The organism is Methanosarcina siciliae T4/M (assembly GCF_000970085.1).
GTDB classification, from domain to species: domain Archaea; phylum Halobacteriota; class Methanosarcinia; order Methanosarcinales; family Methanosarcinaceae; genus Methanosarcina; species Methanosarcina siciliae.
Genome location: NZ_CP009506.1, coordinates 1,678,105 through 1,704,924 on the forward strand (window position 1 = coordinate 1,678,105; position 26,820 = coordinate 1,704,924).

The window sequence follows — 26,820 nt, forward strand, 5'->3', positions numbered from 1 at the left end:
TGAAGACAGGAGTGGAGAGAAGGTAGGAGTGGAGATGAAGGCAGGAGATTAAAAAAGGTTCCTGACCTTTTCTGCTCCCACTTTATTGTCCGGAGAAACAACTGACCTGTAAGCAGGAGGGGAGCTTCTATGCCGCAGGTGTTTACTTTTACCCTAACTCATAGGAGGTGGTAACATGGAGAGAAAGACCGTACTTGTTGCGCTCGTGCTTGCAATGTTTGTGCTTGTTATTGATACCACAATCATGAACGTCTCGATTTCAGCACTTATCAGCGACTTCAATACGAACGTGACCACCGTCCAGGGCGCTATTACCCTGTATGCACTTGTTATGGCATCCTTTATGATTACAGGGGGAAAGATCGGAGATATTGTTGGGAGAAAACGGGCATTCAGGCTCGGACTGGTAATATATGGGGTGGGTTCGCTCCTGACGGCGATCAGCCCGACAATAGGTGTACTGTTTGTGGGCTGGTCAATCCTTGAAGGGCTTGGGGCAACCCTGGTCATGCCTGCCATCCAGACTCTCGTGACTTCAAACTATGAAGGGGAGGATCGTGCCATTGCTTACGGGATTATTGGGGGAGTCGTTGCAAGCGGAATCGCTCTCGGGCCTATAATAGGAGGCTGGCTCACTACTGCATACACATGGCGGCTTGCCTTTGCCGGAGAGGTGGTGATAGTGATCATTGTCCTGGCGTTAAGCCGCTTTATCCTGGATGCACCTCTCAAGGCCGGAGAAGAACCGAAGCTGGATGTAATCGGGTCCATTCTTTCCGCGCTGGGAATGGGGCTTATAGTTTTTGGGATATTGATGGCAGGGACCTACGGCTGGTGGACTGCACGCCAGACTTTCTCAATCGCAGGGATTGAAATTTCCCCGTTCGGTCTTTCCCCTACTCCCGTTTTCATTGCAGCAGGAGCCATTATCCTGCTGGGTTTTGCCGCCTGGGAACGCCATCTCATTAGCAGCGGAGGAATGCCGCTGGTAAGGCTCGACGTACTCAGAGACAGCAGGGTCACATCGGGAATTCTCACCCAGATGGTCCAGACCCTCCTTTTCGGAGGTTTCCTGTTCAGCATGGCTCTCTTCCTTCAGATTGTCCTGGGCTTAAATGCGATGCAGACCGGCTTTGTCTACCTGCCTCTTTCCATACCGCTTTTGATCGCCTCGCTAACGGCATCCCGGCTCTCCATCTTCATTGCTTCGAAGCGCATCATCCAGGCAGGACTGGTCATACTTCTTGCAGGGCTTTTCCTGGCTATCGCAACCATTGACGTAGAGGTAAGGGGACTTGGCCTTATGACCGGCTTCGCCCTGATAGGTATAGGCGGGGGGCTTATAGCATCCCAGGTGATGAACCTTGTGCTTTCCCAGGTAACTCCCGAAAGAACAAGCGAGACGGCTGCCCTGATGGGCACTTCCCAGAACCTTGGCATGGCCATCGGGACTGCGCTTATGGGCTCTCTCCTGGTTGCAGGCCTGGCAGTAGGAGCCATTACCTTGATCGATGACAGTACTACAATTCCGGAGGACCTCAAACCTGACCTGATATCTGCAGTAGAAGAGAATGTACAATTCTTGAGCGATGAGGAACTTCAGGCCGCTCTGGAGGGTGTCCCTCCCGACCTTACAGAGGAAATCCTGAAGATCAACGAAATCGCCCGTATTAAGGGGATAAGAACTTCCCTCCTGGGACTGGTGATCATTACAATATTCGGCATAATTGTCTCGGTCTTCCTGCCGCCTGAAATCCTGGTCTCTAAAAAAGAATGAATCCTCAAACACACCCAGTAAGCTTCGGAAGTTCGACAGGTCCTGAACATTCAATACAAGGAATATACAGGGAATCAAACTATGGCAAACAGAACTGAAGATATGGAAACCAGAATTGAAGATGTGGAAGCCAGAATTGAAGCATTGATGGAATTCATGAGGGTCCCGCCCGGCAGGAAGATCAACCTGAGGAAGGACTATGATCCCGGTTTCACCGGCAGGTGGCTGAAGAAGGCAGAGGCAAAAGAGACCCTTGCAAGAGGCATCCAGATGCTTGCTGAGATGCAGGACAAGCTCTGGGCCCAGAACCAGTATGCTCTGCTTATGGTCCTTCAGGCTCTCGATGCAGCCGGCAAGGATGGTACTATCAAGCACGTCATGTCAGGGGTCAATCCGCAGGGAGTCGATGTCTACAGTTTCAAGGCGCCTTCCGGTGAGGAACGGGACCACGATTATCTGTGGCGGAACTTCAGGGCCCTGCCTGCTCGCGGGGACATCGGGATTTTCAACCGTTCCTACTATGAAGAAGTCCTGGTTGTGCGCGTGCATCCCGAGATACTTGCCGGCCAGCAGCTCCCTCCCGCACTGAAGGACGAGGGTATCTGGAAGCGGCGCTTCGAAGAGATCAACAACTTCGAGAAGTATCTGGTCGACAATGGCATAATTGTCGTCAAGTTCTTTCTCTACGTGTCCAAAGAAGCCCAGAAGAAGCGTTTCCTGAAAAGGACCATGTTGCCTGAGAAAAACTGGAAGTTCTCTGCAGCTGACATAAAAGAGCGGGCCCATTGGGACGATTATCTCGATGCCTACGAAGACATGTTCAACCATACAAGTACTGAATGGGCACCCTGGTATATCGTGCCGGCCGATCATAAGTGGTTTACGCGGCTGGCCGTTGCAGCCGTACTATACAGCACTATGAAGAAACTCAACCTTGCCTATCCGACAGTCAGTGAGCAGAAAAAACAGGCTCTTCTTGTGGCTAAGGAAGAGCTCGAAAACGAGGACGGAGGTAAGAAGGATAAAGCTGTCGTAAAGGCCAAAGCGAAGGCAGCCGCAAATAAAAAAGTTCCGGCTTCAGGCAGAGAGGGAACCAGGAACGAATCCAAAAAGAAAGGCAAGAAGAACAGGTAAAACCACGCCCTAAAGCAGGACAACTCAAAACCTTAAGGCTTCAAAACCTCCACACTTTTCGAATTCAAGGAGAAGGAACATGTCATCCAATCAAACAGAATCGCCTGGTCCGGCCCAGATGGCGTCAGATGTCGAATGGTATGCACTTACGCCCGCAGAAATCGCCAGCCGGCTTCAGGTCGATACGGACAGGGGCCTGAGTGCGGTTGAGGCTCAGCAGCGCTTGCAGAAGTATGGCCCGAATCACCTGGTGGAAATGAATAAAGAACCCGGCTGGCAGGCGTTTCTGCGGCAGTATAAGGATCTGATGCAGATCGTCCTGCTGGTGGCAGCGTTTATCAACCTGATATTCACAGAAAAGTGGGGAACCACGCTGGTTCTGGTGGGTCTGACTGTCTTCAATGCGATACTGGGCCTGCGCGGAGAATCCAAGGCCTCTGCCAGCCTGGCGGAGCTAGCCGGAACGATGAAAAGCATCACTCATGTGCGACGGGATGGTGTGACACAGGAAGTAGATATCACACAGGTGGTGCCGGGCGATGTCGTGTTAATGGAGGCCGGCGATGTCGTCCCTGCTGACGGACGCCTGTTTGTGACGGCAACACTGGAAATCGAAGAAGCGGCTCTGACCGGCGAAAGCGTTGCTTCAGCCAAAAATAGCGAAGTCATAGACGGGGCCGAAGTGCCCCTGGGGGACCGCCATAATATGGCTTACATGAACACTTCAGTCACCCGTGGTCGCGGAGAGATGATAGTTACTACCACCGGCATGGGCACCGAGATGGGCCACATAGCCGACCTACTCAACAAGACCAAGGCGGATAAGACGCCCTTGCAGAAGCAGCTTGACCGGCTGACAATGATCATTGCAGGGCTGGCAGGTCTTGCTTTCATCCTGATGGTCATAATGGGATTCCGCAACGGGCAGCCCCTGGACTCCATCTTCATCGCCGGTGTGGCTCTGGCTATCGCAGCCATCCCCACCGGCCTGCCGGCTGTGGTCATCACCATGTATTCCATGGGCACGCGGGAGCTGGCTGCCCAGAACGCCATCGTTAAACGGCTGCCATCGGTGGAGACGCTTGGTTCGGTCTCGGCCATCTGCACGGACAAGACCGGCACGCTGACGCTTAACAAGATGACAGCGGTAGAGTTCACTATCCCCGGCCAGAACCGTTACCATGTTACGGGTGAAGGCTACGGCATCACGGGAGAGCTGAAACTGACCAGGGGCATTTCTCCCGGCCAGCCGTGGCAGAAAAATACGGCGCCTTACAGCACGGAGGGTAAGATCCAGAGTGCAGGGGGGAAAAGGATCGACCTTGATCAGGTCTTGCTGCCTATGGCCCTGTGCGCCGACGCGCGGCTGGACGGTGAAACCCTGATTGGCGACCCCACCGAAGGTGCTCTGATCGTGCTGGCTGAGAAGGGGGGCATCCATGTGGACAGCGCGAGAGAGATGTTCCCGCGTGTTGCTGAGGTGCCGTTCGATGCCGAATATAAGTTCATGGCGACCTTTCATAACATGAACGACGAGCAGGGAAGGCCGGTTGTGCGTTGCTGCGTCAAGGGAGCGCCTGACGTGTTGATCGCTCGTGGTGGCTACTACTGGATTCCGGGGGGAGAGCCATTTGCAGTAACCGACGAAAATCGTCATCTGGCACTGGCCGAAAACGACCGCATGGCGGCCGCCGGGGAACGGGTCATGGTCGTGGCACGCCGGGACTTCGATCCGGCCGCCTTCGATCCGAAAAGTAACCTGCTTGACCTGGTGCAGGACCTGACCCTTCTAGCGATGGTTGGGATAGTCGATCCTCCGCGAGGCGAGGCAAGGGATGCGATTGCCAGCTGCCACAGTGCCGGCATCCAGGTGCGTATGATCACAGGCGATCATGCGGTGACAGCCGCCGCCATAGGCAACGAACTGGGAATTAAAGGTCAGGCTTTGACAGGGGCAGAATTTGCCGCCATTCCTGATGAACAGTTGAAGCCACAGCTGGATCAGATCGGTGTGGTGGCCCGCGTGACCCCGGAGGACAAAATCCGGCTGGTGACCCTTCTCCAGCAGAAGGACAACATCGTGGCGATGACAGGCGATGGGGTTAACGATGCCCCTGCGCTGAAGAAAGCCGACATCGGCGTGGCGATGGGCATAACCGGCACCGAAGTTTCTAAGGATGCAGCGGTGATGATCCTGACCGACGACAACTTCGCCACCATCGTCAAGGCGGTGGAGTATGGCCGGCATATCTACAACAACCTGTTTAACTTTGTCCGCTTCCAGATGGGACAGCTGGTGGCGTACATCACATGCTACCTGCTGGCTGCGTTCTTCTTTGTACTCGGGGGAACCCCGTTTGCAGCGCTTGTCGTCCTGTTTCTTAACTTCCTGATCTCGGTCCCGGTAGCTATGGCGCTGGGGTTCGACAAGCCGGCTTCAGGCCTGATGGAGAAGAAACCACGGCCGCTGAAACAACCCCTCCTGTCAACCTCACAATGGGTGCGCATCGCCTTCCTCGGCATCCTTATGGCGATCTTCACGGTCTATCTGGAGGCGATCTTCGAAACAGCCGGCGCGGTCACGGCGGCTACTATGGGTTTTGTGGCTTTCGCCTTACTCAGTATCTCCAGGGGACTCAGCGTTCGCAGCGAGACCGGGACCGCCTTTGACCGGGACATTATCCGTGATCGAAACCAGCTGCAACTCTATGGCATGGCGTTGTTGATAACCATCCTGGCAACCGAACTCGGCTTCCTGCAGCGCCTCCTTGGCCTGACCTCGCTGAGCGGGCACCATTGGCGGATCTGCATCGCCGCTGCCATCGCCCTACTACTCGTCGATGAGGTCATAAAGTTCTTCATGCGCAGAAGCCACAAGCATGATACATCAACTCCTGTTGCCGCAGCACCAGCCCATGCATAAGCGGAAACATCCAGGCGAAAACATCCGAAACCATCGTGATACGCCCACAATTAACGGGATGAATCTTCAGGATGTAGTTGGAATGTGAGAATGAATCAATTTGAGTGAATTTGAGTGGAGGAATTCGTTGAATAAACAATACTTGTCAGGTTTTACAATTCTTATTGCGCTTCTCATAATTGTCCCGGGCATTGCAGAAGCAGTATCTGAGACTGATTATACCGAGATTGATTATACTGAGACTGATTATACTGAGGCTGATTATACTGAGACTGATTATACTATTTCAGTTGGGTACCAAAATATTACGCCCTGTGTTGCCAGTGAGACACTCGAACAAAAATGTGTGTTCATTCTGGACGTGCGTACCCCTGCTGAACACAAACACGGGCATATCGGAGGAGCAAAACTGATCCCATTAAAAAATGTGCCAGCATATGATCCTGTTAATTTATCCGATAGCCAGCTATTGCCGAATAGAATGGATGAATTACCAAAAAATAAAGATATAAAAGTATTCGTTTATTGTAAAGCAGGAAACAGAGGCGCTGCTGCAAGCCAGTTGATAGCAGATGCGGGTTACAAAAATGTGTATAACATTCAGGGTGGTATCGATTCATGGGTAAGTGGAGGGTGTCCAATTGTATTTGACCCTGCAGAATGGACAGCTAGTTATCCTTCAAATCTATGACGCAAAGAAGGTATGTAAGTTGGTGAACTACCGTTAAACTAAAGATTCAGCGGCTTCCCGAGTCATCCTCCCAACCAATGTTGACGAGTCATACAGGCTCTGCCCCTCGTTCCAAAGGTGAAACAGAGTATGAACGTGAGGTTATACTTGAGATGCTTTCCAGCTTCCGGTTTTCTCCGGCTTTACGTTCACGATCCCTTCAGGTATGAGGATACCCTGTTATCCAACTCCTCAGCTTGGTTTTCGCATTTTGGTTGTGGTAAAAGATATATATCCGTAGTTCCTGCAGTAAAATTGATGAGCTCTTCTCTGGTAACAGTCTTTCTGCCTTCCAGGAGGACAGATCTGTTCTTGTTTTTAAAGGAAAAACCCGGGACAGTCGAAGAAATAAACTCCGAACTTGGAATCGGTCCGGATGCAATCCTTTCCCGGCTCAAAAGGCTGGAAGAAAACGGGCTTGTGGTTCAACAGGGCAATATATACAGCCTTTCCCTTACAGGAAAAATTCTTGTCCGAAGAATGGAATCGCTTGTTAAAGCTTTCAGGCTGCTTGAAGACGATTACGATTACTGCCCTGGCGTTAAACCCGGAGGAATCCCTCCTGTTTTTTTCAAGCTAATGGAAGAACTTATAGTCTGTTTCCCGGCGCTCTGTCACGGTGATGATGTTTCTTCAATGTACAGGGAAGTGACCGAAGCTTTTTGCAGCTCAAAACAGCTTCTCCTCATCATCTCATGCCCCCACATGAGCTACTCGGGTATCTGTGCGGAGCACGCAAAAAAAGGACTGAAGGTCTCAGTGATACTTACTCGGCTAATCTTTGAAAAACTCACAGAAGAGTTTAAAGAAGACCTTGATGCCCTCCTTCTTCTTGAAAACTCAGAGATGTATATACTGGGTAATGATTTTAATCCTCCTACGGTTGCTGTAACCGATACAATGGTCCTTACATGCTTTTCATCCGAAAAAATGGATGACAGTGAGGACAATAGTATGGTAGTTTTCGGAGATAAAGCCGTGCAGTGGGGAAAAGAACTTTTTGAGCACTTCAGGGTGCTGGCTGAACCTCTGGGGCCTGATCCATCAAAGCAATTATATCTTGAAGCCAGCAGGGGCGAAAGTTCAGAGGACAAAAGCCTTTCTAAACGCACCTACCCCGCCTGAGTTTATTTTCGGCAGCATAGGTCTGTCTCAAAAAGGCAAAAAGAGAGACAAAAGAACATAAAAGTAGGAAAGGAGAAAAACAAAAAAGTTACAGCTACCGAATACGCTTGTGAGGAAGTAAGAGAACCTGAAAGGCAAACAGTAAGAAATTTCGGTCTTTATTTTCCTATCATTTCTTCTTTTTATGAATTTTGGGAAGGGCCGCCAGGCAAGCTGGCGGATACGTCTGATATTTAACTTTGATTAACAAATGGTTTTCAGGTAGAGAAATTATTTTTCAGGTACTAGCAGGGAGTGCAAGTACAAACAGGGAGTGTAAGTACAAACTGAGAAGATTTCAGATAACTGGTGCAGGCCGGAAAAATTGCACTACCTCCAGGACTGTACTACCGATTGCTTCATCTGAGGACTGCACCACCATAAAGAGCTGGTTTTACTTCTGCATCCCTTCATACACTTTCTCAGCTTTTTCCCTGACCTCTGCAAAAATATCTTTCCCTTTTGCATCAATTCCTACAATGAGAGGCCCGAAATCCTGCACCCTGAGTACCCAGACAGCTTCGGGCATACCAAGGTCAAGCCAGTGTACGGTCTTTACCTCTTTTATAAGTTCGGCGGCAAGGGCTGCACAGCCTCCCGTATATGCAAGGTAGACGCATTTATTTTTTAATGCATCTGAGACCCCTTTCATCCCACCTTTTCCGATAATAGCCCTAACTTCATGGGCTTTCAGGAGAGGATGAGTCATTTTTGACATCCTGCCGCTGGTTGTGGGGCCTGCGGAGACGACTTTCCATTCCCCCTTCTCGCCTTTTCCTGTCTGCTGCATAAGGGGGCCGCAGTGGTAGATTACTGCCCCTGTAAGGGAGAACGGGAGTTCTTCTCCTTTTTCTTTCATTTCAAGAATTCTTGCATGGGCTTCGTCCCGGGCTGTCAGGATCTCTCCTGAGATATAAACAATGTCTCCGGCATTGAGTTTCTTGATTTCCTCAATCTTCAGCGGGGTCTGCAGGTGGTACTCCATTATTCTTCACCCCCGAAAACGACTGAAGCATGCCTGTTCGCCCAGCACTGGATGTTTATGGCAACAGGCAGGGAAGCCGTATGGCAATGTGCGGTTTTCACGTGCACGGCAAGGGCGGTTGTGCTGCCCCCAAGCCCCATACATCCGATCCCAAGGGCGTTTACTGCTTCCAGGATTTCCTTTTCAAACTCGTTCATGGGGGTGTCAAGGGGTTCGAGTAGGGCTTCTTTTGCAAGCCTGGCGGCTTTGTCAAAGGAACCTCCTATCCCGATGCCGAGAGTCAGGGGGGGACAGGGCATCCCACCTGCGTTAATCACCGTTTCGAGCACGAAGTTTTTGATGCTTCCTACTTCGGTCGGGTTCAGCATCAGAAGGGTGCTCATGTTTTCCGAGCCCGCACCTTTCGGGGCAACCGTGATTCTTAGCTGCTTTCCGGGCACGAGTTCCCAGTGAATATCCGGGATTCCTGCACCGGTATTATCCCCGCTGTTTTTTCGGGTCAGGGGGTCCACGGCATTGGGGCGGAGCGGAATTTCCCGAGTCGCAAGGACGGCAGCATCCCGGATTGCGGCTTCAAGGTCAAAGCCCGGCTGAAACTCCGTTCCGAGCTCAACATAAAAGATCATTATGCCCGTATCCTGGCACATGGGAACTCCATGCTTTTTTGCAAGCTCGATGTTTTTAAGGATTGCCTGGAGCTGGAACTTTGCAACCGGGCTTTCTTCCCGTGATTCGGCTTTCCTGAGGGCTTCAACCACATCGTCGGGAAGCTCTATTTCCGCTTTTCTGAGCAGGTCTGAAATAGACCGGATAAAGGTTTCACGGTTTAGTTTTAAAGACAAAAAGACCACCACAATGGCTAAAATGGATTGATTATAGTTAGAAGATGGACGTAAGATAAACGGAAAATAATTGCAGGAGAAGGAATTTTAGTCCCAAACGCCTGACGGATAGATCCCTGGCTTTCTGAGAATTGGGTTCTTTAATTAAATAATTTCTTCTCCTCCGCATATACCAGGATACTTTCTTTCGAGACAGGCTTTATTCTCATTTTGGCAGATCCGTAACAGGGAGCATTATGCTGATACGCTTCTCAGGATACGCGATCCTGCTTCGTTTGCAGATAAAGGAATCTTCCAGGTCGGCTGCCATTTGTTGCGCGAGCCCTGCAGGGATGCCCATAATCATTAACTCGGGTGGAAGCCAGGGATTCCCAGTTGGGTCGGCAGGCCCGACAAAGGCCGAGTCTTTTGGTGCTTTTTCTGCCATGCCCGCAGGAAAAGCGATCATCATAGCACAGACAGGTCCTCCGGGTATTATTGTCCTGAAAAAGGGGTCGGAGTTACTGAACTGCGCCAGCCCGCAGAGGTTTCTGATCTGTTCACTGCCTGCGAACAGGATAAAGGCTCTGACAGTCTCAGGTGCAATCTCATCAGTACACGGCGCGATGACTATATATTTGCTGTGAGGAGTAATTTTCCCGGCACGTTCTTTCTGCTCATCGAAAAGTTCCGGGGTTGCTTTTAAATGTTCAGCAGCTCCACCCCGGAAGTCCGGTGTGCCTACGGTTACGAAGTACTTCAGCTTCGGGTGCGGTTCAGCAAGTCCCATCCATACCAGCCCACCAGCACAGCACTGTTCGTGGCCTGCCTCTATATAAAGGGCAGGTGTTTCTTTAAAAAGGGCAGAAGTATAAACCGCCTTTGCAATACAGCGGTCTACAGTGTGTGATGGCACTGCGCCATTCGGAACCTCATTTGTGGCATAAACACAGAGAGGGCGCAGTTTCAGCCTGCCGGCTTCGGTAAGCTTTTTTCTCAGTTTTTCAACGCTTAACATAGCAGCTTCCCCCAGGTATAACCTTTAGAATCTCAGCTTTGGAATCTTACCTTGAAAACCCTGTTTTTTGATCAATACGGCCGCTTCGAAAATTTCATTCTTTGAGCCAGCCCTTTTCAATCCAGTAATCACAATTGTGTGTCCATTGGTCTTTGTTTGCAAGGATAACATACTTGAAGTGTGCTTTCCAGGCTTCATGCACAGCTTCCTGTTCAGGGTATTTTCTCTTCTCTTTTATCGCTTCAACAATGTCTTTTCCCTTATCACGCGATTTTTCAATGGCTGTTTCCATTGCTTCGGGACCCAGGGCTACTGAACAGCCCACTCCTCCGATAGAGTTCCCACCGCAGTGTATCATAAAATTATCCATAATGCCAAGGACAAAATCGAGTTCATCGCTGCCAGCAGTTGTTAAGGAAAGGCCGTATTTTCCATCAAAGAGCTGTTCGTGAATGACAAGCGGACTTCTGTCAAAGACTGTCTTGAGCTGGGCTGTCACGTTTGTTATGTAGTTAGGGCTGCTCCAGATTATACCATCAGCATCCAGCAGCTTTTCCATCATACCGTTATAGTCATCTTTTATTGAGCAGGTGCCTGTTTCCTGGCATTTGTTACATGCTGTGCAGTATTTGATCTTCAGTTTTGCAACGTCGATAGATTCAACTTCTGCTCCTGCTTTTTCAGCCCCTTCCAGGGCTGCATCCAGCAGTTTTAAGGTATTGCTGTTCTTGCCTCTCGGGCTTGATGATATTCCGACTATTTTCATGGTTACCCTCTTTGAATTTTACAATTCTTTTGCAAAATAACAGAGTATTGTATTTAATTAAAACTTTATTGTACTCTCTGGTTTGGGGAATTAGGAATTACAGAAATTTCAAGATAGATCTTTTACAGTGTTTTATCCCAAAATTATTTCACTTTTCCAATTTCTTTTATTACAGTTACATATTGTATACAGATGACCCGCCATTTTACTTCAACTTCGAATTCGTTTCATTTTACATGATCATTCCATAGTACCAAAATGGGATTGGAATTTATGCAAAGTTTAACCTTTTACGTCTCCTGCATTTGTATCTTGTATTGAACTTTCAAATGGTTTTGAATTTGCGAAATCATTTCAGGATACAACATAAAAATAGATAATTTTATTAAAAGCTCAAAATATTAATTTGATTGAGCTTGAACGTTTCAATACCTTAAACCCAACCAAATTTATAAAATAGTAGGTAGTTACCTTTTCATAAGTGTTGCAATAATAAAGAATATGCAGAGGATACTGAATAAACTGATTCCAGGCAACAAAGGAACTTCACATTTTGCATATATATCCCTTATTGAATTTGCGTTAACCATATGCCACTCAGCTTTATTTCCATCGATAAAGTCAGCATTGGAATCAATTATCTCATTTGGCATCTCTAAATAATAATGTATTTTTATGGCGGAATCCATAGCTTCATTCATGCCGAAAAGATCTTCTTCGTCATTTTCATAATCTGAGGCTAGGTCCCCAATAGGGTCTTTATATATTAGATAATCTCCGCTTATTTCTGTGTATGCTTTTTCCGGAGAAAGACCTGTTATAATTATCCTGACGTTGTCTCCATCCCATTCTTCCTTATAATTCCCACCTTTTGAGGTCACACTCTCTCGCAAAGATTCTCCGTCTTCGGAATCTTGGGAATTTAGCATACCATATACAAAGGAATTTGTATCTATTATCATATTATATTGAACAATCTCTCCATCTCTGTTTACCTTTGATTCAAAAGACATAGTAATGCATCCACTCACAAGAACCATAAGGACAATAAACAAACCCAAAACCAATTTTTTCGTTTATACCGTCTCCTGCATAGTAATTTAACTGTATAATTTATTCAAAATTTTCTCTTGATATATATTTCGATTTCGTCTCAATAATCAATTCTAAAGGTGTTCTATCTTCCTTATGTACCGGAAACTTTGGATGGATTTTAATAGCGTAGTTTATCAAGAGTAAAAAAGGTTGTAATGTACAAAATTACATTCATAGACCGTTAGTTAATCAACTATTTATCAGAGCCCCAAAATAATTGAAAATGTAAAGAAAGCGAACTGCTTATTAACTCTGACCCCTAACACACTGAAGATATTCTTCCTAACAAAGCCAAGAGCGTCGGCTAAGCAGAAAAATAGATAACGGAACGATAATAGATGTTTGAGCAAACTTTTAAAAATATTGATAATGCCCTTCGTAAAGATGCCGGTTGCAGTAGCGAACTTGACTATGTGGAGCAGACTTCGTGGATTCTTTTCTTGAAATATTTGGACGACCTTGAAGAGATTAATAAGGATAAGGCAGGGCTGAAGGGTAAGGTTTATACTGACATTATCAGCTCGGAGTATAAGTGGGAATCCTGGGCTGTTCCTAAAGGTGAAGATAAAAATATTGATTATAACAAAGCCCTTACCGGCGATGATCTGAGAGATTTTGTCAACCTCAAGCTATTTCCCTACCTGAAAAAATTCAAAGTCGATGCTGAAAGTGCAGATACTATCGAGTACAAGATAGGGGAGATCTTCAGCGAGCTACAAAACAAGATTCAGAGTGGATATACTCTTCGTGAAGTCCTGAATCTGGTAGACGAACTTCATTTCCGTTCCCAGGCTGAAAAACATGAAATGTCGTTTCTGTACGAAGACAAAATTAAAAATATGGGCAATGCTGGCCGAAACGGCGGCGAATACTACACTCCTCGTCCTCTGATTAAAACAATCGTAAAAGTAGTTGCACCATCAATCGGCAACAAAGTCTATGATGGGGCTGCGGGTTCAGCCGGTTTTCTGGTGGAATCATTTGAATATATGAGGCAGAGCAAGGATCTGAACACCAGAGACTTGGAGATCCTCCAGAAGGAAACATTCTACGGTAAAGAAAAGAAGTCGCTCGCCTACATCATCGGAATCATGAATATGATTTTGCACGGCATCGAAGCTCCCAATATTGTGCATACCAACACCCTTGCAGAGAATATTTCCGATATTCAGGAAAAAGACCGCTACGAGATCATTGTTGCCAATCCTCCGTTTGGTGGCAAAGAACGAGCAGAGGTGCAGCAGAACTTTCCTATCAAAACCAGTGAAACCGCGTTTCTATTCCTCCAGCATTTCATCAAAATTCTCAAAGCAGGCGGCAGAGCTGGCATAGTAATTAAGAACACTTTTCTATCAAATACCGATAACGCATCTATAAGCCTGCGTAAGATGTTGCTGGAAAGCTGCAATCTGCATACCGTGCTGGATTTGCCAGGCGGCACTTTCACGGGTGCAGGAGTTAAAACAGTTGTCCTATTTTTTGAAAAAGGCGTACCTACAAGAAATGTCTGGTTTTACCAGCTCAACCTTGATAGAAATCTCGGCAAAACCAACCCTCTGAACGAAAACGATCTGGCAGAGTTTGTGGAGTTGCAGAAAACAAAAGCTGATTCCGAAAACTCCTGGTCGGTAAATATTGCTGATGTGGACAAAATCACCTATGAACTGTCGGTAAAGAACCCTCATAAAAAGGATGAAACAGTATTGCGTGAACCACAGGAGATTCTGGATGAAATTCAGGCACTGGATGAGGAAAGTGCAGAAATATTGAATGTAATCCGAGGGTTGGTATGAAGGAGAATTGGGAAGTAAAGAAACTGGGGGAAATTTCCAAAATTAATTATGGTTACACTGAAAAATCATCATTTGAAGAAATAGGACCAAGATTTCTTAGAATAACAGATATTTAAGAGAATAATGTTGATTGGGAAACAGTACCATTTTGTAAAATAGAAAAAGACCAATTATCTAAATATATCTTAAATGAAGGCGACATTGTATTTGCAAGAACAGGCGCTACTACTGGCAAAAGTTTTCTTGTTAAAAATCCACCTTTAGCAGTATTTGCTTCGTATTTAATAAGGTTAAAAATCTTAGATTTAGATAAACTAGCACCGGAATTTTTGTTTTTATTCTTTCAAACAAAAACTTATTGGGACAAAATTGAAACTGGCTTATCTGGCAGTGCACAAGGTGGCTTCAATGCTACAAAATTAGCAGATATTTCAATCCCTCTCCCCTCGCTCCGAGAACAACAGCTCATCGTTTCTATTCTGGATGAAACTTTTGCCGCCATCGACAAGGCAAAAGAAAACGCCGAAAGGAATCTGCAAAATGCCCGCGAGCTTTTTGATTCGTATCTGAAAAGTGTTTTTGCAAACACAGGGAATGGATGGGAAAGGAAGAAGCTGGGGAAAATTAGCGTTGTAAATATGGGACAGAGCCCGAAAGGGTCTTCTTATAATACAACTGGTGATGGTGTACCTTTAATTAATGGTCCAGTTGAATTTGGTGGAGATGACCCTTTTTCAAAAACTCTAAAGACAAAATTTACGACTGAACCAACAAAGATGTGCAAACAAGGAGATTTAGTTTTGTGTGTTCGTGGCTCAACGACAGGAAGAATGAACATTGCAGGTTTTGATTCCTGTATAGGTAGAGGTGTGGCATCAATAAGCTCTGCAGAGTACCAAGACTGGATAAACCAATATATCAATTTCAATAGAGACACAATATATAAACTAGGGACTGGTGCAACTTTTCCCAATGTTTCATCTTCCACACTTAGCAACCTCCTCATACCAATTCCACCAAAAGAACAACAACGCTCCATCATCGCCAAACTAGACGCTCTTTCCTCTGAAACTAAAAGACTCGAAGCAATCTACCAGCAAAAACTGGCTGCACTGGATGAACTGAAAAAATCAGTCCTACAGAAAGCTTTCAACGGCGAACTTACAGGTGCATAACTATGAATGAGGCGCAAACCCGGGCAGAACTCATAGACCCGAAGCTTATTAAGAGCGGTTGGGGTGTAGTCGAAGGTTCAAAAATCCTTCGGGAATACCATCTAACTTTAGGTAGGATTCAGACCGGTGGAAAACGCGCCAAACCTCTCATAGCTGATTATGTACTTGTGTATAAAGACCGCAAAATTGCAGTTATCGAAGCCAAAAGTGACGAACTTGAAGTGGGCGAAGGCGTGGCACAGGCCAAAAATTATGCCGAAAAACTGCACATTGAAACGACTTTTTCTTCTAACGGCAAAGAAATTTATCAGATCTGCATGAAAACTGGTGCAGAAGGATTAATAGATAGGTTTCCAACGCCTGATGAATTGTGGAACAAGACATTTTCCACTCAAGATCACTGGAGGGACACTTTTTCTCGTGTCCCATTTGAAAATTTGGGCGGCACAAAAAACATTCGATATTATCAGGAAATTGCAGTCAACAATACAATGGCTGCCATTGCCGAGGAAAAACAGCGTATCCTGCTCACCCTGGCAACCGGTACAGGTAAGACCTTCATCGCTTTTCAGATAGCATGGAAACTTTTCCATACGCGATGGAACCTGAATCGTGATGGTCGACGCAGGCCAAGGATTCTGTTCTTAGCAGATAGAAACATATTAGCTGACCAGGCTTTTAACGATTTTTCAGCCTTTCCGGAAGACGCGCTGGTGCGTATCAGCCCAAAAGAGATAGCAAAAAAAGGAAGTGTGCCGACTAATGGGAGCATTTTCTTTACTATCTTTCAGACCTTCATGAGCGGCCCGGAAAACACGCCTTATTTTGGTGAATATCCTGCAGATTACTTTGATTTTATTATCATTGATGAATGTCATCGAGGCGGTGCAAATGATGAAAGCAATTGGCGAAGCATTATGGAATACTTCTCTCCTGCGGTCCAGCTTGGTTTAACTGCAACGCCCAAACGCAATGACAATGTAGATACCTACAAATACTTCGGTGAGCCGGTATACATCTACTCACTTAAAGAAGGCATTAACGATGGCTTTCTTACTCCTTTTAAAGTAAAACGTATAAAAACCACATTAGACGACTATATTTATACTCCTGATGACCAGGTAATTGAGGGTGAGGTCGAGGAAGGTAAGATCTATACAGAAGTCGATTTCAATAAAATCATCGAAATTAAAGAACGTGAGGCAAAGCGGGTAAAGATATTTCTTTCTGAAATTGACCAGAAGGAAAAAGGTATTGTTTTCTGTGCCACTCAAACTCACGCAGCGGTAGTCAGGGATCTAATCAATCAATATAAGGATAGCAACGAGCCGAATTACTGTGTCCGTGTTACTGCTAATGACGGTTCCCTTGGAGAAGAGTACTTGCGCAAGTTTCGGGATAACGAAAATACTATTCCAACGATTCTCACCACTTCGCAAAAACTTTCCACTGGTGTTGATGCCCGAAATATCCGAAATATCATTCTCATGCGGCCAATAAACTCCATCATCGAGTTTAAGCAGATAGTTGGACGTGGCACGCGGCTGTTCGATGGAAAAGAGTACTTCACAATTTACGATTTTGTAGATGCATACCACCATTTTGCCGATCCCGAATGGGATGGCGAGCCGCTGGAACCAGAATCTAAACCTGAGCTGCCGAAAAAAGTAAAAGACCCGAAAGAACCCTACATTTCGTCAAAAGAAGACGAAAAAGAGGCAAAGAAAAAACTGAAAATAAAGCTGCGTGACGGCAAAGAGCGCGAGATTCAACACATGATTTCCACCTCTTTCTGGAGTGCAGACGGCAAACCGATTTCAGCACAGGAGTTTTTACAAAACCTGTTCGGCATTTTACCTGAATTTTTTAAGGATGAAAAGGAGCTTCGTACAATCTGGTCTAGTCCGATGACGCGCAGCACATTCCTTGAAAAACTTGCCGAAGCAGGTTACGGTATGGATGAACTTACAACGTTACAAAAACTTATAGATGCTGAAAAAAGCGATTTGTTTGATGTACTGGAATACGTCTCTTTTGCCTTGCAACCAGTGACAAGAGAAATGCGGGTAAACAGGGCTCAATCAAGAATTTATGAAGGATTAAATGAGAAGCAAAAAGAGTTTCTGGATTTTGTCCTTTCTAAACATATAGAAACAGGTGTTGGAGAACTCAGCCAGGATAAATTGCCAGGACTTCTTGAACTCAAATATCATTCAATAAGCGATGCTATGACAGTATTGGGCGGGATTACCAAAACAAGAGAACTATTCGTTGGATTTCAAGAATACCTTTACGCGCCGATTGTTGCATAATCTGATGGCAGGGTAAATGCAAAATTAACTGCAAGGAAAATTGGTTTCTTAGTAAAACATATCTAGCGCGCGGCGAATATCAAAGAATATGCCTTCAGGAAAGAAAAATAAGGCTCCAGATGAAGGCGCCAGAGGCAAAACTCCTTCTAAACTGTATACCTTCATCGTTTACCTGATTCAGGGACCTATGGGTAGCGAGTTTGACGGAAAAACTATTTCCCGCACCATCCAGATCCGGGGGAATCAGACTTTAGAGGCTCTTCACGAAGCCATTTTCAAGGCTTTCGACCGCTTTGATGAACATCTCTATGAATTTTTGCTTGGTGTGGGGCCTGATGACAGGTCTGCTGTTTACTCCCTGCCAGCGGACTTTGGGTTCCCGGACCTGGAAGAGAAAATTGCAGGAGACGTCCGCACCACAACTATTGATTCGCTGGGCCTGGAAGTGGGCCTGGCTTTCGGCTACCGTTTCGATTTCGGAGATGACTGGCTTCATCAGATAGACGTCATAGCAATTGAAGATTATTCTGGAAAAGGAAAATATCCGAAGATTGAGACGAAAGTGGGAAAAAGTCCTCCACAGTACCCTGATCAGGACGATGAATAAGGAATGGTTTCTTAGAATTAACTTTTAATGTGGGATTGTTATTGGCTGGATTATATTTACGCTATTTTCGGCGATTCTCATGAGATTGGTTATAAGACCAAAATTTACACAGAGATGTGAAATATGACAAGAATTACTAAAAAAGCATGGTTTGGCAAGAGAATTATTGGATGGGGTTATCGTCCAATCAGCTTAGAGGGTTGGTTGGTAACTGTAGTATTTTTAGTTGCGATTTTTGTTAGCATTGATTATTTTGAGAAAACGGCAACTCGTTATGCCATTCTTGCTGCAATCCTGATAGTCTTTCAGATTATTATTTACCTGACTGGCGATACACCGGGCTCTGATGTATGGGATAAGTTAAGGAATAAATAACGGAAGCATGTAAGGTGATTTGAGTAATTCAAAAGTGTTGTAACCATTGCAATTTTCTAATTCCTTATGATTTTTTGGATAGCTACTAAATCAAAGGTCGCAGATCGCGTAGTTTAGATGTTGAACGATAAAATACTTTCAAAACCATTATTTGGGCGAAAATTCCAGCGCTAACCCGGCTATACCCCCATATGTAAGGATTATTTTGTTAATTGCCCTTCTCCTTATGTTTTATTTGTTGTATACGCAGGAGATCCTCCTCCATTTCCAGAAGCAGCGCTTCAACGGCCTGGTCATCAAGCCAGGGTGGTAGATGATCATTGGCGACCATGACCGAGAATATCAAAAACTGCAATAGTTATGCTTAGATATCATGTTTTGGAGGCACTTTTATTAATGAACCTGTTCCAGAAAATTGTCATTGGTTCTTACAAATTCCACCTCCCTTAGGGCCAGAAAATATTGCTCGAGAACGGGTGATTTGCTCTCGACTTTAGGAAATCTATTCATTACCTGAACGAGAAATCTTACTCCAACGAAGGGCTTGTGTATGAGAGGTAAACAGCAATCCATTAAAACAGCCGAAGGAATGGCCCTTGTGCGCGCAATCGAGGCGCAGAAACCGGAAGACGTGCGGATTTGCTATGATCCCGTTGCCCTTTCATTGGTAAACCGTATCAGGTTTGTCCTCAGCAAACTGGTGATTGGTTCCGGTATTTACGGCCTGATGTTCGGGGGAGCGATAGAATTTATCACAGCCAGGGAGCGGTATATAGATGATTTCCTCAAGGCATGCCTGAGTGAAAGTCTCGATCAGGTAGTCATTCTTGGAGCCGGGTTCGATACGCGCGCATACCGCATCGCGGGAATCGAGAAGACGCAGGTATTCGAAGTCGATCACCCGGCAACGCAGGAAGTCAAGCTGAAGCGGTTGAAGAAGGTAATCAACCCCCTGCCTGATCATGTCACCTTCGTCCAGGTGGATTTCGATACCCAGATGCTCGGTGAGCGCCTGCCCGCAAGCGGCTACGACGAACAGGGCAAAACGCTGTTTATCTGGCAGGGCGTGACCATGTACCTTACTCCGGAAGGAATTGACAGCACGCTGGCTTTTATCGCCAACCATTCAGGGCCGGGCAGCGCAGTGATCTTTGACTATTTTTACAACGAAACTCTGTACGACATGAAGACCGTGAGGTGGATAACAAGGGTGATCGGTGAGAGGTTGATTTTCGGGATTGATGAAGGCCAGATAGAGCCGTTCCTTATCCGGCGTGGCTCCCGTAAGATCCACAACGCAACAACCGGAGAGCTAAAACGGCTCTATTTTACCGGTCCGAATGCCGGACGCCCGATTTCCACGGGTGTTGCCATTGCGTCGGCAAGGACTGGTAAAACCGAGATTAATTCATGCCCTCATGATCCTGTTCCTGTCGCATAAATACGGATTACAATAAAAATTCGGTCTGGTTTCGTGCGGCTTGTTGTTATGTCAGAGACATGTTTTTTCGGATATGTTTTATTCCCATTACGATAAATAGAGGAGTAATTTCATGAGGAACAATTTCATGAATATCACTAACAAAAGTACTTCCGCTCTGAAAATGAAAACTCTATTTGGCTTCGTGCGGCTTATTGTCATGTTAGGGATATGTCTTTTTGGCCCTGCGTGGTCATTTGATTTCTGGCAGGCATGGGTTTATTTGATTGTTTTCTACGGGTCAGTAGTGATGATAACTATTTATTTGTGGAAAAAAGACCCGAAACTTCTGGAACGCCGGGTTGAAAGGGGGCCAGGGGCAGAGAAAGAAAAGACTCAGAAGATTATACAACTATTTCTTTTAATTTTGTTTTGTGCTATTCTCATTATTCCCTCATTTGACCACCGTTTCGGGTGGTCGGATGTTCCGGTTTATATTGTTATTGCAGGAGATATGCTTGTAGTCCTGGGATATTTTCTCATTTTTCTGGTTTTCAGAGAAAACCCCTTTGCTGCTGCTACCATTCAAGTATCTGCAGACCAGAAAGTAATAACCACAGGGCCTTATAGCATAGTCCGCCATCCTATGTATGCAGCTGGTCTCATCATGTTTTCAGGTACTCCTCCTGCGCTTGGTTCGTGGTGGGGACTGCTTATACTCGTACCCATTATGCTGGTTATCATCTGGAGACTTCTTGAGGAAGAAAAGTTTCTATCCGAAAATCTGCCGGGTTATAAAGAATACTGTCAAAAAGTTCGTTACAGACTGATTCCGTTATTGTGGTAGGGTTTTAAAATTGCCTCCTGAGTAGAAACTCTTACAGGCGGAAAAGGCAGAATGCCAGCCAGAGTGCTTTCAGGATGGATATCACGTACCGGAAGGTTCTGTGATTTTATCCGGCTATTTAGAAAGATTTGTTGTTGAAAGTCACATTCAAGCTTGAAGTTTCTCTTTTGGTCTGGCAATTTTATAATCAAGCAATTATTTCCAACCCATTAGAAACAGTGAAGAGCCATAAATCAGTCAGATATTATATAATATATAAAATATAAAATAATATTCAAACATAAAACTCAAACATTTAACATTTTTTAAAACATTTCATATTTTTTAAAACACTTCATCTTTTTCAAAGGTGTATTTAGCATGAACGTTTATGTGATGCACTTTAATGAAGTCGATAGAAGGAATTTGCCTGAAGTAGGGGGAAAAGGTGCCAATCTGGGAGAAATGAGCAAGGCAGGTTTTCCTGTTTCTCCGGGATTTTGCGTTACAACATCGGGCTACCGTGACTTTATCGCAGAAAGCGGTGAGATGGACGAATTGCTGGACTTGCTTGCCCGGTTGAAACCGAACCAAACGGATGAAATTAACAGGCTGGGACAGCGGATCAGGGACCACTTGCTAACCGTCCCCATACCCCGTACAATCAAATCGTCAATCATTGATGCATGGAAAATGGCGGGAGAAGAACAGGCATATGCCGTTCGGTCAAGCGCCACAGCCGAAGATTTACCTACTGCTTCTTTTGCCGGTCAGCAGGAGACCTATTTGAATGTAAGGGGAGCGGATCAATTGCTGCAGGCCGTGCGGAAGTGCTGGATTTCGCTGTTTACCGACAGGGCAATTCTTTACCGCATGAAAAACGGATTCGATCACCGTTCGGTGTATTTGTCCATAGTGGTGCAACAAATGGTATTTCCGGATGTTTCCGGGCTTATGTTTACCGCGGATCCCGTTACAGGGCACAGGAATATTATTTCTATTGATGCCAGCTTCGGTTTGGGGGAAGCGCTGGTCTCAGGAATTGTTTCCGCTGACTCTTATCAGGTCCTCAAGGGTCGGATTGTTAAAAAGCAAATTGCAGAAAAGAAGAAAGCTATTTACCCGGCTGCAGAAGGGGGGACGAAGATTAAGGAACTTGCTCCCGAACTGCAAAACAAACAGGCTCTCTCTGATGAAAAAATTCTGGAGCTGGCCCGGCTCGGTCAAAAGATAGAAAAACACTACTGTCCTGAACGTGGTATTGAACAGCTTCCTGAACGTGGTCCTGAAATGTGTCCGGGACGTGGTATTGAACAGTGTCTGGAACAGGATATCGAATGGTGTCTGGCAGGTGATAAGTTCTATATCTTACAAAGCCGTCCTATTACCTCTCTTTATCCCGTCCCCGAAATCCATGACAATAAACTTCACATCTTTTTTTCTTTTGCCCACCTGCAGATGATGATGGATGCCATGAAACCCATGGGGATTTCTGTTTTTCAGGGAGTATTTCCCTTAGGGAAGGATACGACGGCCTTTCCCTATTCAGTAATAGTGGAGGCCGGAGACAGGCTTTTTTTCAATGTCACCCTTCTTTTGTACAGTAAGTTTCTTCGGCGATATTTTACCTGGAAAATTACCATTCTGGACGAATTGATGGGAAATGCCCTGGCAAAAATAGTGGCAAGTGAGACCTTTCAACAGGAAGCTAAAGCAAACAAAGGCACAACAAAGCAGCTGTTTAAATTATTCAAACCAATGCTTCCGCTTTATCTAAAGGGTATCCCGATCATTATTAGCAATTTGTTTTTCCTGGACCCTTCAGGTATTATTGAGCGGGCCCAAGCTCCTACGGAACAGACCATTAATAAGTACAGGAACAACATTATGCAGGTGTCAGGGGCAGAACGGGTCAAAAGGGTCCGGGAAAGTATGGAGAACTTACTGCAAGAACTAAATGACAACATGATGTACGTACCCATGCCATTCATCGTCCTGCTCGTGGCCAGCCGCCTGACCGGAAGGTGGTTGGGTGAGGACCTGGACGTTGATACGCTGAGTAAATCCCAGCCTGGCAACGTAACCGGTGAGATGGGGTTAATGATCGGGGATCTGGCCGATACGGCACGGGGATATCCTGAAGTGGCAGATTATCTGGAAAGATCGGAGGACAGCACTTTCTATCAGGGGCTAAGTAAAGTAGAGGGAGGAGATGCATTCGGGACCGAACTGAAAAGGTTCATGGAACTGTACGGCATGCGCTGCCCGGGCGAAATCGATATCTCAAACATTAGATGGCGAGAAGCCCCTACATTGCTTGTTCCCTCAATTATAAACCACATGAAAAGCAACGCTCCGGGTGAACACCGGGAACGGTTCATCCAGGGCCAGAAAGAAGCTCAGGAATATGTGCACAAACTTCTGGAACGCATTCGCAATACTCCTGCCGGAAGGCTCAAAACAGGTCTTATGTCAAGACTCCTTTCCATTTACCGAAATTCCATAGGCTTACGAGAGTTTCCCAAGTATGTCATTATTCGATTTTTTGACATCTATCGGCAGGCTATCCTGGCAGAGGCGCGACCTTTGCATGAAAGAGGGATCCTGGAGAGGGATGAAGATGTATTTTATCTCTATCTGGATGAGCTGATTGCATTGATGGAAAACCGTTTTGGTGAAAATGTGAGCCACCTTACAGATTCCCGTAAGAGGGCCCACGAACAATATCAGAAGATGGCTCCTCCCCGTGTTATGACCAGTGAAGGGGAAGTTATTACGGGGATGAGGAGTGATGTTGAGGCTCCGAAAGGCGCTTTAATCGGTACTCCTGTCTCTACCGGCGTTGCGGAAGGATATGTAAAGGTTGTTTTCAAACCCGAAGAAGCGAAGCTGAACAAAGGAGATATTTTGGTTGCGCCATTTACCGATCCGGGCTGGACTCCCCTGTTTTATTCCGCTCAAGCCCTGGTAGTTGAAATCGGCGGTATGATGACACACGGCTCGGTCGTCGCGCGGGAGTATGGTATTCCTGCCGTTGTCGGCATAGAAAACGTAACCAAAATATTAAAAGACGGCCAGTATGTCCGTGTTGACGGTACAAGGGGCTTTGTACAGGTTCTGGAGAGAGATATCTAAATCGAAGGCCTGGACGGGATTCAAAATCGAGTTCCAGCTTATGAAGGCAATCTGAAAACTCAATAAAAAACTCCATGAGTATGAATAAAAACATTAGGAGAAAACATTAGGAGAAAACATTAGGAGAAAACATTAGGAGAAAACATTAGGAGAAAACATTAGCGAGAAAAAATTAAAGAGAGCCAGAGGTTCAGATTTATTTTCAGAACATTTATTTCAAAATCATTTTATCGTATCGAATTATTATTCTTATAAATTATAATAGCAGGCTTCTTTTTTGCTGAGGTATTGATTAAGGGGAGCATTGGTTCATGAAAGGGAGCTCAATTCAAATCATTTCCATATTTTTCGTTTTTATGCTTGGGCCAGCCGTTACTCAAGCAGGTGCTGCAGTTATCATCGTAGACGATAGTGGAGGAGGAAATTATAGTTCGATCCAAAAAGCTGTCGATAATGCACAAAATGGGGATACGATCCTTGTAAGCCCTGGAGTATATCAAGAAAATATAATAGTGGATAAAGAGCTCACAATTATTTCGCATTCCACTCTCTCGGGAGATCAGACAAATCGTATCCTTATCATAGGTACTGTCCCGAATAATGACGTTTTTTCTGTTAACTCCAACAGTGTGACAATAGACGGTTTCCATATCTTAGGGTATCAGTCGGGAACGGATGGGTCAGGAGCCGGGATTCACCTTGAAGGAGTGCAGGACTGTTCGTTAAGTAACAATACACTGATATTCAATGGCCAAGGCATTTTACTCAACGATTCCCAGGGTAACTATCTTGACAGCAATTTTATAAACCTTGGAGATTGCGGAATCACTCTTGGCGGCTCTGAAGATAATATACTTTCGAATAACATTGTGGTAACAAATAAGCAGGGAATTTCGCTGCACAATTCCGTTAATAACACCCTTGTTAATAACACCGCAGACTCAAACACGATAGGATTTTTCCTGGGAATGGCTCACGGGAATAAGCTTGCCTATAACCACATTTTGAATAACGAATACGGGATTTTTGGTCAGGCGGCAGAGCACAATACTCTGGTCGATAACGGCCTGTACCTGAACGGTATCGGAGTATGCTTTAACGAGTCATCTGACAACGCACTCTACAGAAATGAATTTATTAACCTTCTTAATGCAGTTGACAAAGGAAATAACCTATGGAACAGCAGTTCGGAAGGTAATTTCTGGAATGACCATAGCGGAAAAGACACTGATGGAAATGGCATAGCAGATACTCCGTATCTGATCAACCGGACAACCGGAAGCATGGATTACATGCCTGAGGTAAACGAGACTTTATCAAACAACAATTCTGAAAACACTAGCGAGAAAATTAATGCCTTAATATCTCTGTTAAATAAAGGTTACTCCATAAGCTCCAGGAATCAGGAAAAAGGTGCTGTTGTAGAAATAACCCGGCTGGAGCAGATAAACACATCCCTTCAGGAAGGTCCGGTTTTTTTGAGAATCGGAGCCGAATGGTGCTCTTTATGCAGGGCTATGAGTTCTACCGTTAATGAACTGGCGTCAGAGTACGGGGAAACAGCAACAATCATATTAATAGATGCGGATCGAAACCCTGACCTTAAAACCTATTTCGGAGTAGGCCATATTCCTGATTTCTCCGTAATTGTGGGCGTCGAAAACGGAGAATATGTTTATATGAAAAGCGACGGGAATGTCAGTAAGAACAGAGACCAGGCCAGGTTAGTCGGAATAATGGATAAAGAAGTGCTTGAAAAAGTTCTGGACCTCGCCCTTCTCCATGAAAGGCAAGTCAAATCCGGGTAATGAACTTGTGGATGCCCTAAATCCGGTCTTTTAAATCCGGTCTTGTCGGAGAATAATCCGGAAGCAGTCCGACTGGTGAGGAGGAGATTCCCGACTCTCATGTTTCCGGGACCATTTTTTTCCGGGACCATTTTTTTCCGGGACCATTTTTTTTCTGGGGTTCACCTGGCTAAATCCGGGATTTAGAAAACAAATAGAAAAGGCGTGCTATGAAGAGGAATATTAATTCAATACGGGATTTTTATTTACTCTTTCTCCTGACTAAAGACCGTCAAATATCCCTACTTTCCCGGACACGAAACTATTATATATTTTATTCATAGAATAATTTATTATCTATGGGAGAACTAACACGGCAAAAATATAGGCGAAGGTAGGAAAGAGCTTGAGACCCCCGGGAGCAGCGACAGAAAAAAGGAAGAACTGCCAGTTCCTGAGCCCCTTTTTCAAAGAATCGTTTTAGGAAGGGATGAATTATATGAGTGTTATAGACGAACATATTATTGACCAGAGCAAATACATTGTGGATGTCGCTTTGAAACTACGCAATCTCGATCTTGAAATTGCTAAAAATCCGAACTGCTATGAACTTAAGGTGAGGCGGTTTAAAGTACTGGAAGACCTTCACGACAAAACCCGCTCTGAGATGGTGCAGGCTGCAGCCGAACTCCGCAGAAACAGGAATATAGAACATTGTGCCGATTGTATGAGATGCGATTATTACAAGGAGTTTGTTTAAGTTTTATGAAGCGGGTGACTCAGGTAGGAATTTATCCGGCGGTTAATACTACCCCATGGAAAAAACTGACCTGGAAACCTTAAGCACCCATGATTATTGCTCCAACAAGAGAATATGTGTACCAAATTTTGCTTTCTCGCAGTTGTTCCACTCGCCTCAAGGAGTTTACATATTGAATATCTACCCATCCCAGCCTGAACAGCCCTGCAGGCATCGG

The 26,820-nt window shown here is 45.5% G+C and carries 20 protein-coding genes; 15 read left to right on the plus strand and 5 right to left on the minus strand.

All coding sequences use genetic code 11. The features are described 5' to 3' along the window. Positions 1-175 precede the first annotated feature (175 nt). The 5 genes from MSSIT_RS07205 (at position 176) to MSSIT_RS07225 (ending at position 7,689) form a co-directional block, all read left to right on the plus strand. Entirely contained in the window at positions 176-1,777 is a 1,602-nt protein-coding gene (locus MSSIT_RS07205; protein WP_048171222.1) for an MFS transporter, read from the plus strand. Positions 1,778-1,858: 81 nt separating this feature from the next. Then, on the plus strand, positions 1,859-2,911 hold the full coding sequence (locus MSSIT_RS07210) for a polyphosphate kinase 2 family protein (protein ID WP_231590461.1): 1,053 nt from the start codon (positions 1,859-1,861) through the stop codon (positions 2,909-2,911). Positions 2,912-2,990: 79 nt separating this feature from the next. Further along, positions 2,991-5,834 (plus strand): cation-translocating P-type ATPase, encoded by a 2,844-nt coding sequence (locus MSSIT_RS07215; protein WP_052721564.1) that lies wholly within the window; start codon positions 2,991-2,993, stop codon positions 5,832-5,834. 127 nt (positions 5,835-5,961) lie between these two features. Beyond that, complete coding sequence (locus MSSIT_RS07220; RefSeq protein WP_048171224.1) at positions 5,962-6,525, plus strand: rhodanese-like domain-containing protein; 564 nt, start codon at positions 5,962-5,964, stop codon at positions 6,523-6,525. Positions 6,526-6,822: 297 nt separating this feature from the next. Then, positions 6,823-7,689: a helix-turn-helix transcriptional regulator gene (locus MSSIT_RS07225; RefSeq protein ID WP_048171226.1), complete on the plus strand. Its 867-nt coding sequence runs from the start codon at positions 6,823-6,825 to the stop codon at positions 7,687-7,689. 433 nt (positions 7,690-8,122) lie between these two features. Here MSSIT_RS07225 and MSSIT_RS07230 read toward each other — a convergent pair whose 3' ends face one another. The 5 genes from MSSIT_RS07230 to MSSIT_RS07250 form a co-directional block, all read right to left on the minus strand. Next, positions 8,123-8,713 (minus strand): FumA C-terminus/TtdB family hydratase beta subunit, encoded by a 591-nt coding sequence (locus tag MSSIT_RS07230; protein ID WP_048171228.1) that lies wholly within the window; start codon positions 8,711-8,713, stop codon positions 8,123-8,125. After that, positions 8,713-9,555 (minus strand): fumarate hydratase, encoded by an 843-nt coding sequence (locus tag MSSIT_RS07235; RefSeq protein ID WP_048171229.1) that lies wholly within the window; start codon positions 9,553-9,555, stop codon positions 8,713-8,715. The genes MSSIT_RS07230 and MSSIT_RS07235 overlap by 1 nt, the downstream gene beginning before the upstream one ends. A gap of 205 nt (positions 9,556-9,760) precedes the next feature. Continuing rightward, positions 9,761-10,552 carry a DUF169 domain-containing protein gene (locus MSSIT_RS07240; RefSeq protein ID WP_048171231.1) on the minus strand — a complete coding sequence of 264 codons (792 nt, stop codon included), beginning with the start codon at positions 10,550-10,552 and terminating at the stop codon, positions 9,761-9,763. 94 nt (positions 10,553-10,646) lie between these two features. Beyond that, positions 10,647-11,318 carry a flavodoxin family protein gene (locus MSSIT_RS07245; RefSeq protein ID WP_048171233.1) on the minus strand — a complete coding sequence of 224 codons (672 nt, stop codon included), beginning with the start codon at positions 11,316-11,318 and terminating at the stop codon, positions 10,647-10,649. 467 nt (positions 11,319-11,785) lie between these two features. Then, positions 11,786-12,331, minus strand: coding sequence for a hypothetical protein (locus tag MSSIT_RS07250; RefSeq protein ID WP_148705117.1), 546 nt, complete (start codon positions 12,329-12,331; stop codon positions 11,786-11,788). Positions 12,332-12,751: 420 nt separating this feature from the next. Here MSSIT_RS07250 and MSSIT_RS07255 point away from each other — a divergent pair, with 420 nt between their 5' ends. From MSSIT_RS07255 to MSSIT_RS07305, 10 genes are all read left to right on the plus strand, one after another. Continuing rightward, on the plus strand, positions 12,752-14,206 hold the full coding sequence (locus MSSIT_RS07255; protein ID WP_048171237.1) for a class I SAM-dependent DNA methyltransferase: 1,455 nt from the start codon (positions 12,752-12,754) through the stop codon (positions 14,204-14,206). Positions 14,207-14,361: 155 nt separating this feature from the next. Continuing rightward, a complete protein-coding gene (locus MSSIT_RS21145; protein WP_269430828.1) occupies positions 14,362-15,381 on the plus strand; it encodes a restriction endonuclease subunit S in 1,020 nt (339 codons plus the stop codon). A 2-nt stretch (positions 15,382-15,383) separates the two neighbouring features. Next, complete coding sequence (hsdR, locus tag MSSIT_RS07265) at positions 15,384-17,693, plus strand: EcoAI/FtnUII family type I restriction enzme subunit R (protein ID WP_048171239.1); 2,310 nt, start codon at positions 15,384-15,386, stop codon at positions 17,691-17,693. Between the two features lie 88 nt (positions 17,694-17,781). Then, positions 17,782-18,300: an IS1096 element passenger TnpR family protein gene (locus MSSIT_RS07270; protein WP_052721566.1), complete on the plus strand. Its 519-nt coding sequence runs from the start codon at positions 17,782-17,784 to the stop codon at positions 18,298-18,300. Between the two features lie 123 nt (positions 18,301-18,423). Then, positions 18,424-18,675 carry a hypothetical protein gene (locus MSSIT_RS07275; RefSeq protein ID WP_048171241.1) on the plus strand — a complete coding sequence of 84 codons (252 nt, stop codon included), beginning with the start codon at positions 18,424-18,426 and terminating at the stop codon, positions 18,673-18,675. A 550-nt stretch (positions 18,676-19,225) separates the two neighbouring features. Continuing rightward, the gene (locus MSSIT_RS07280) at positions 19,226-20,116 is read left to right on the plus strand and encodes a class I SAM-dependent methyltransferase (protein WP_048171243.1); all 891 of its coding nucleotides are present in this window, start codon (positions 19,226-19,228) and stop codon (positions 20,114-20,116) included. 127 nt (positions 20,117-20,243) lie between these two features. Further along, a complete protein-coding gene (locus tag MSSIT_RS07285; RefSeq protein WP_231590463.1) occupies positions 20,244-20,942 on the plus strand; it encodes a methyltransferase family protein in 699 nt (232 codons plus the stop codon). A gap of 360 nt (positions 20,943-21,302) precedes the next feature. Beyond that, entirely contained in the window at positions 21,303-24,056 is a 2,754-nt protein-coding gene (locus MSSIT_RS07290) for a phosphoenolpyruvate synthase (protein ID WP_048171246.1), read from the plus strand. Positions 24,057-24,412: 356 nt separating this feature from the next. Further along, a complete protein-coding gene (locus MSSIT_RS07295) occupies positions 24,413-25,864 on the plus strand; it encodes a NosD domain-containing protein (RefSeq protein WP_231590464.1) in 1,452 nt (483 codons plus the stop codon). A 478-nt stretch (positions 25,865-26,342) separates the two neighbouring features. Further along, entirely contained in the window at positions 26,343-26,603 is a 261-nt protein-coding gene (locus MSSIT_RS07305) for a hypothetical protein (RefSeq protein ID WP_231590465.1), read from the plus strand. Positions 26,604-26,820: the final 217 nt, after the last annotated feature.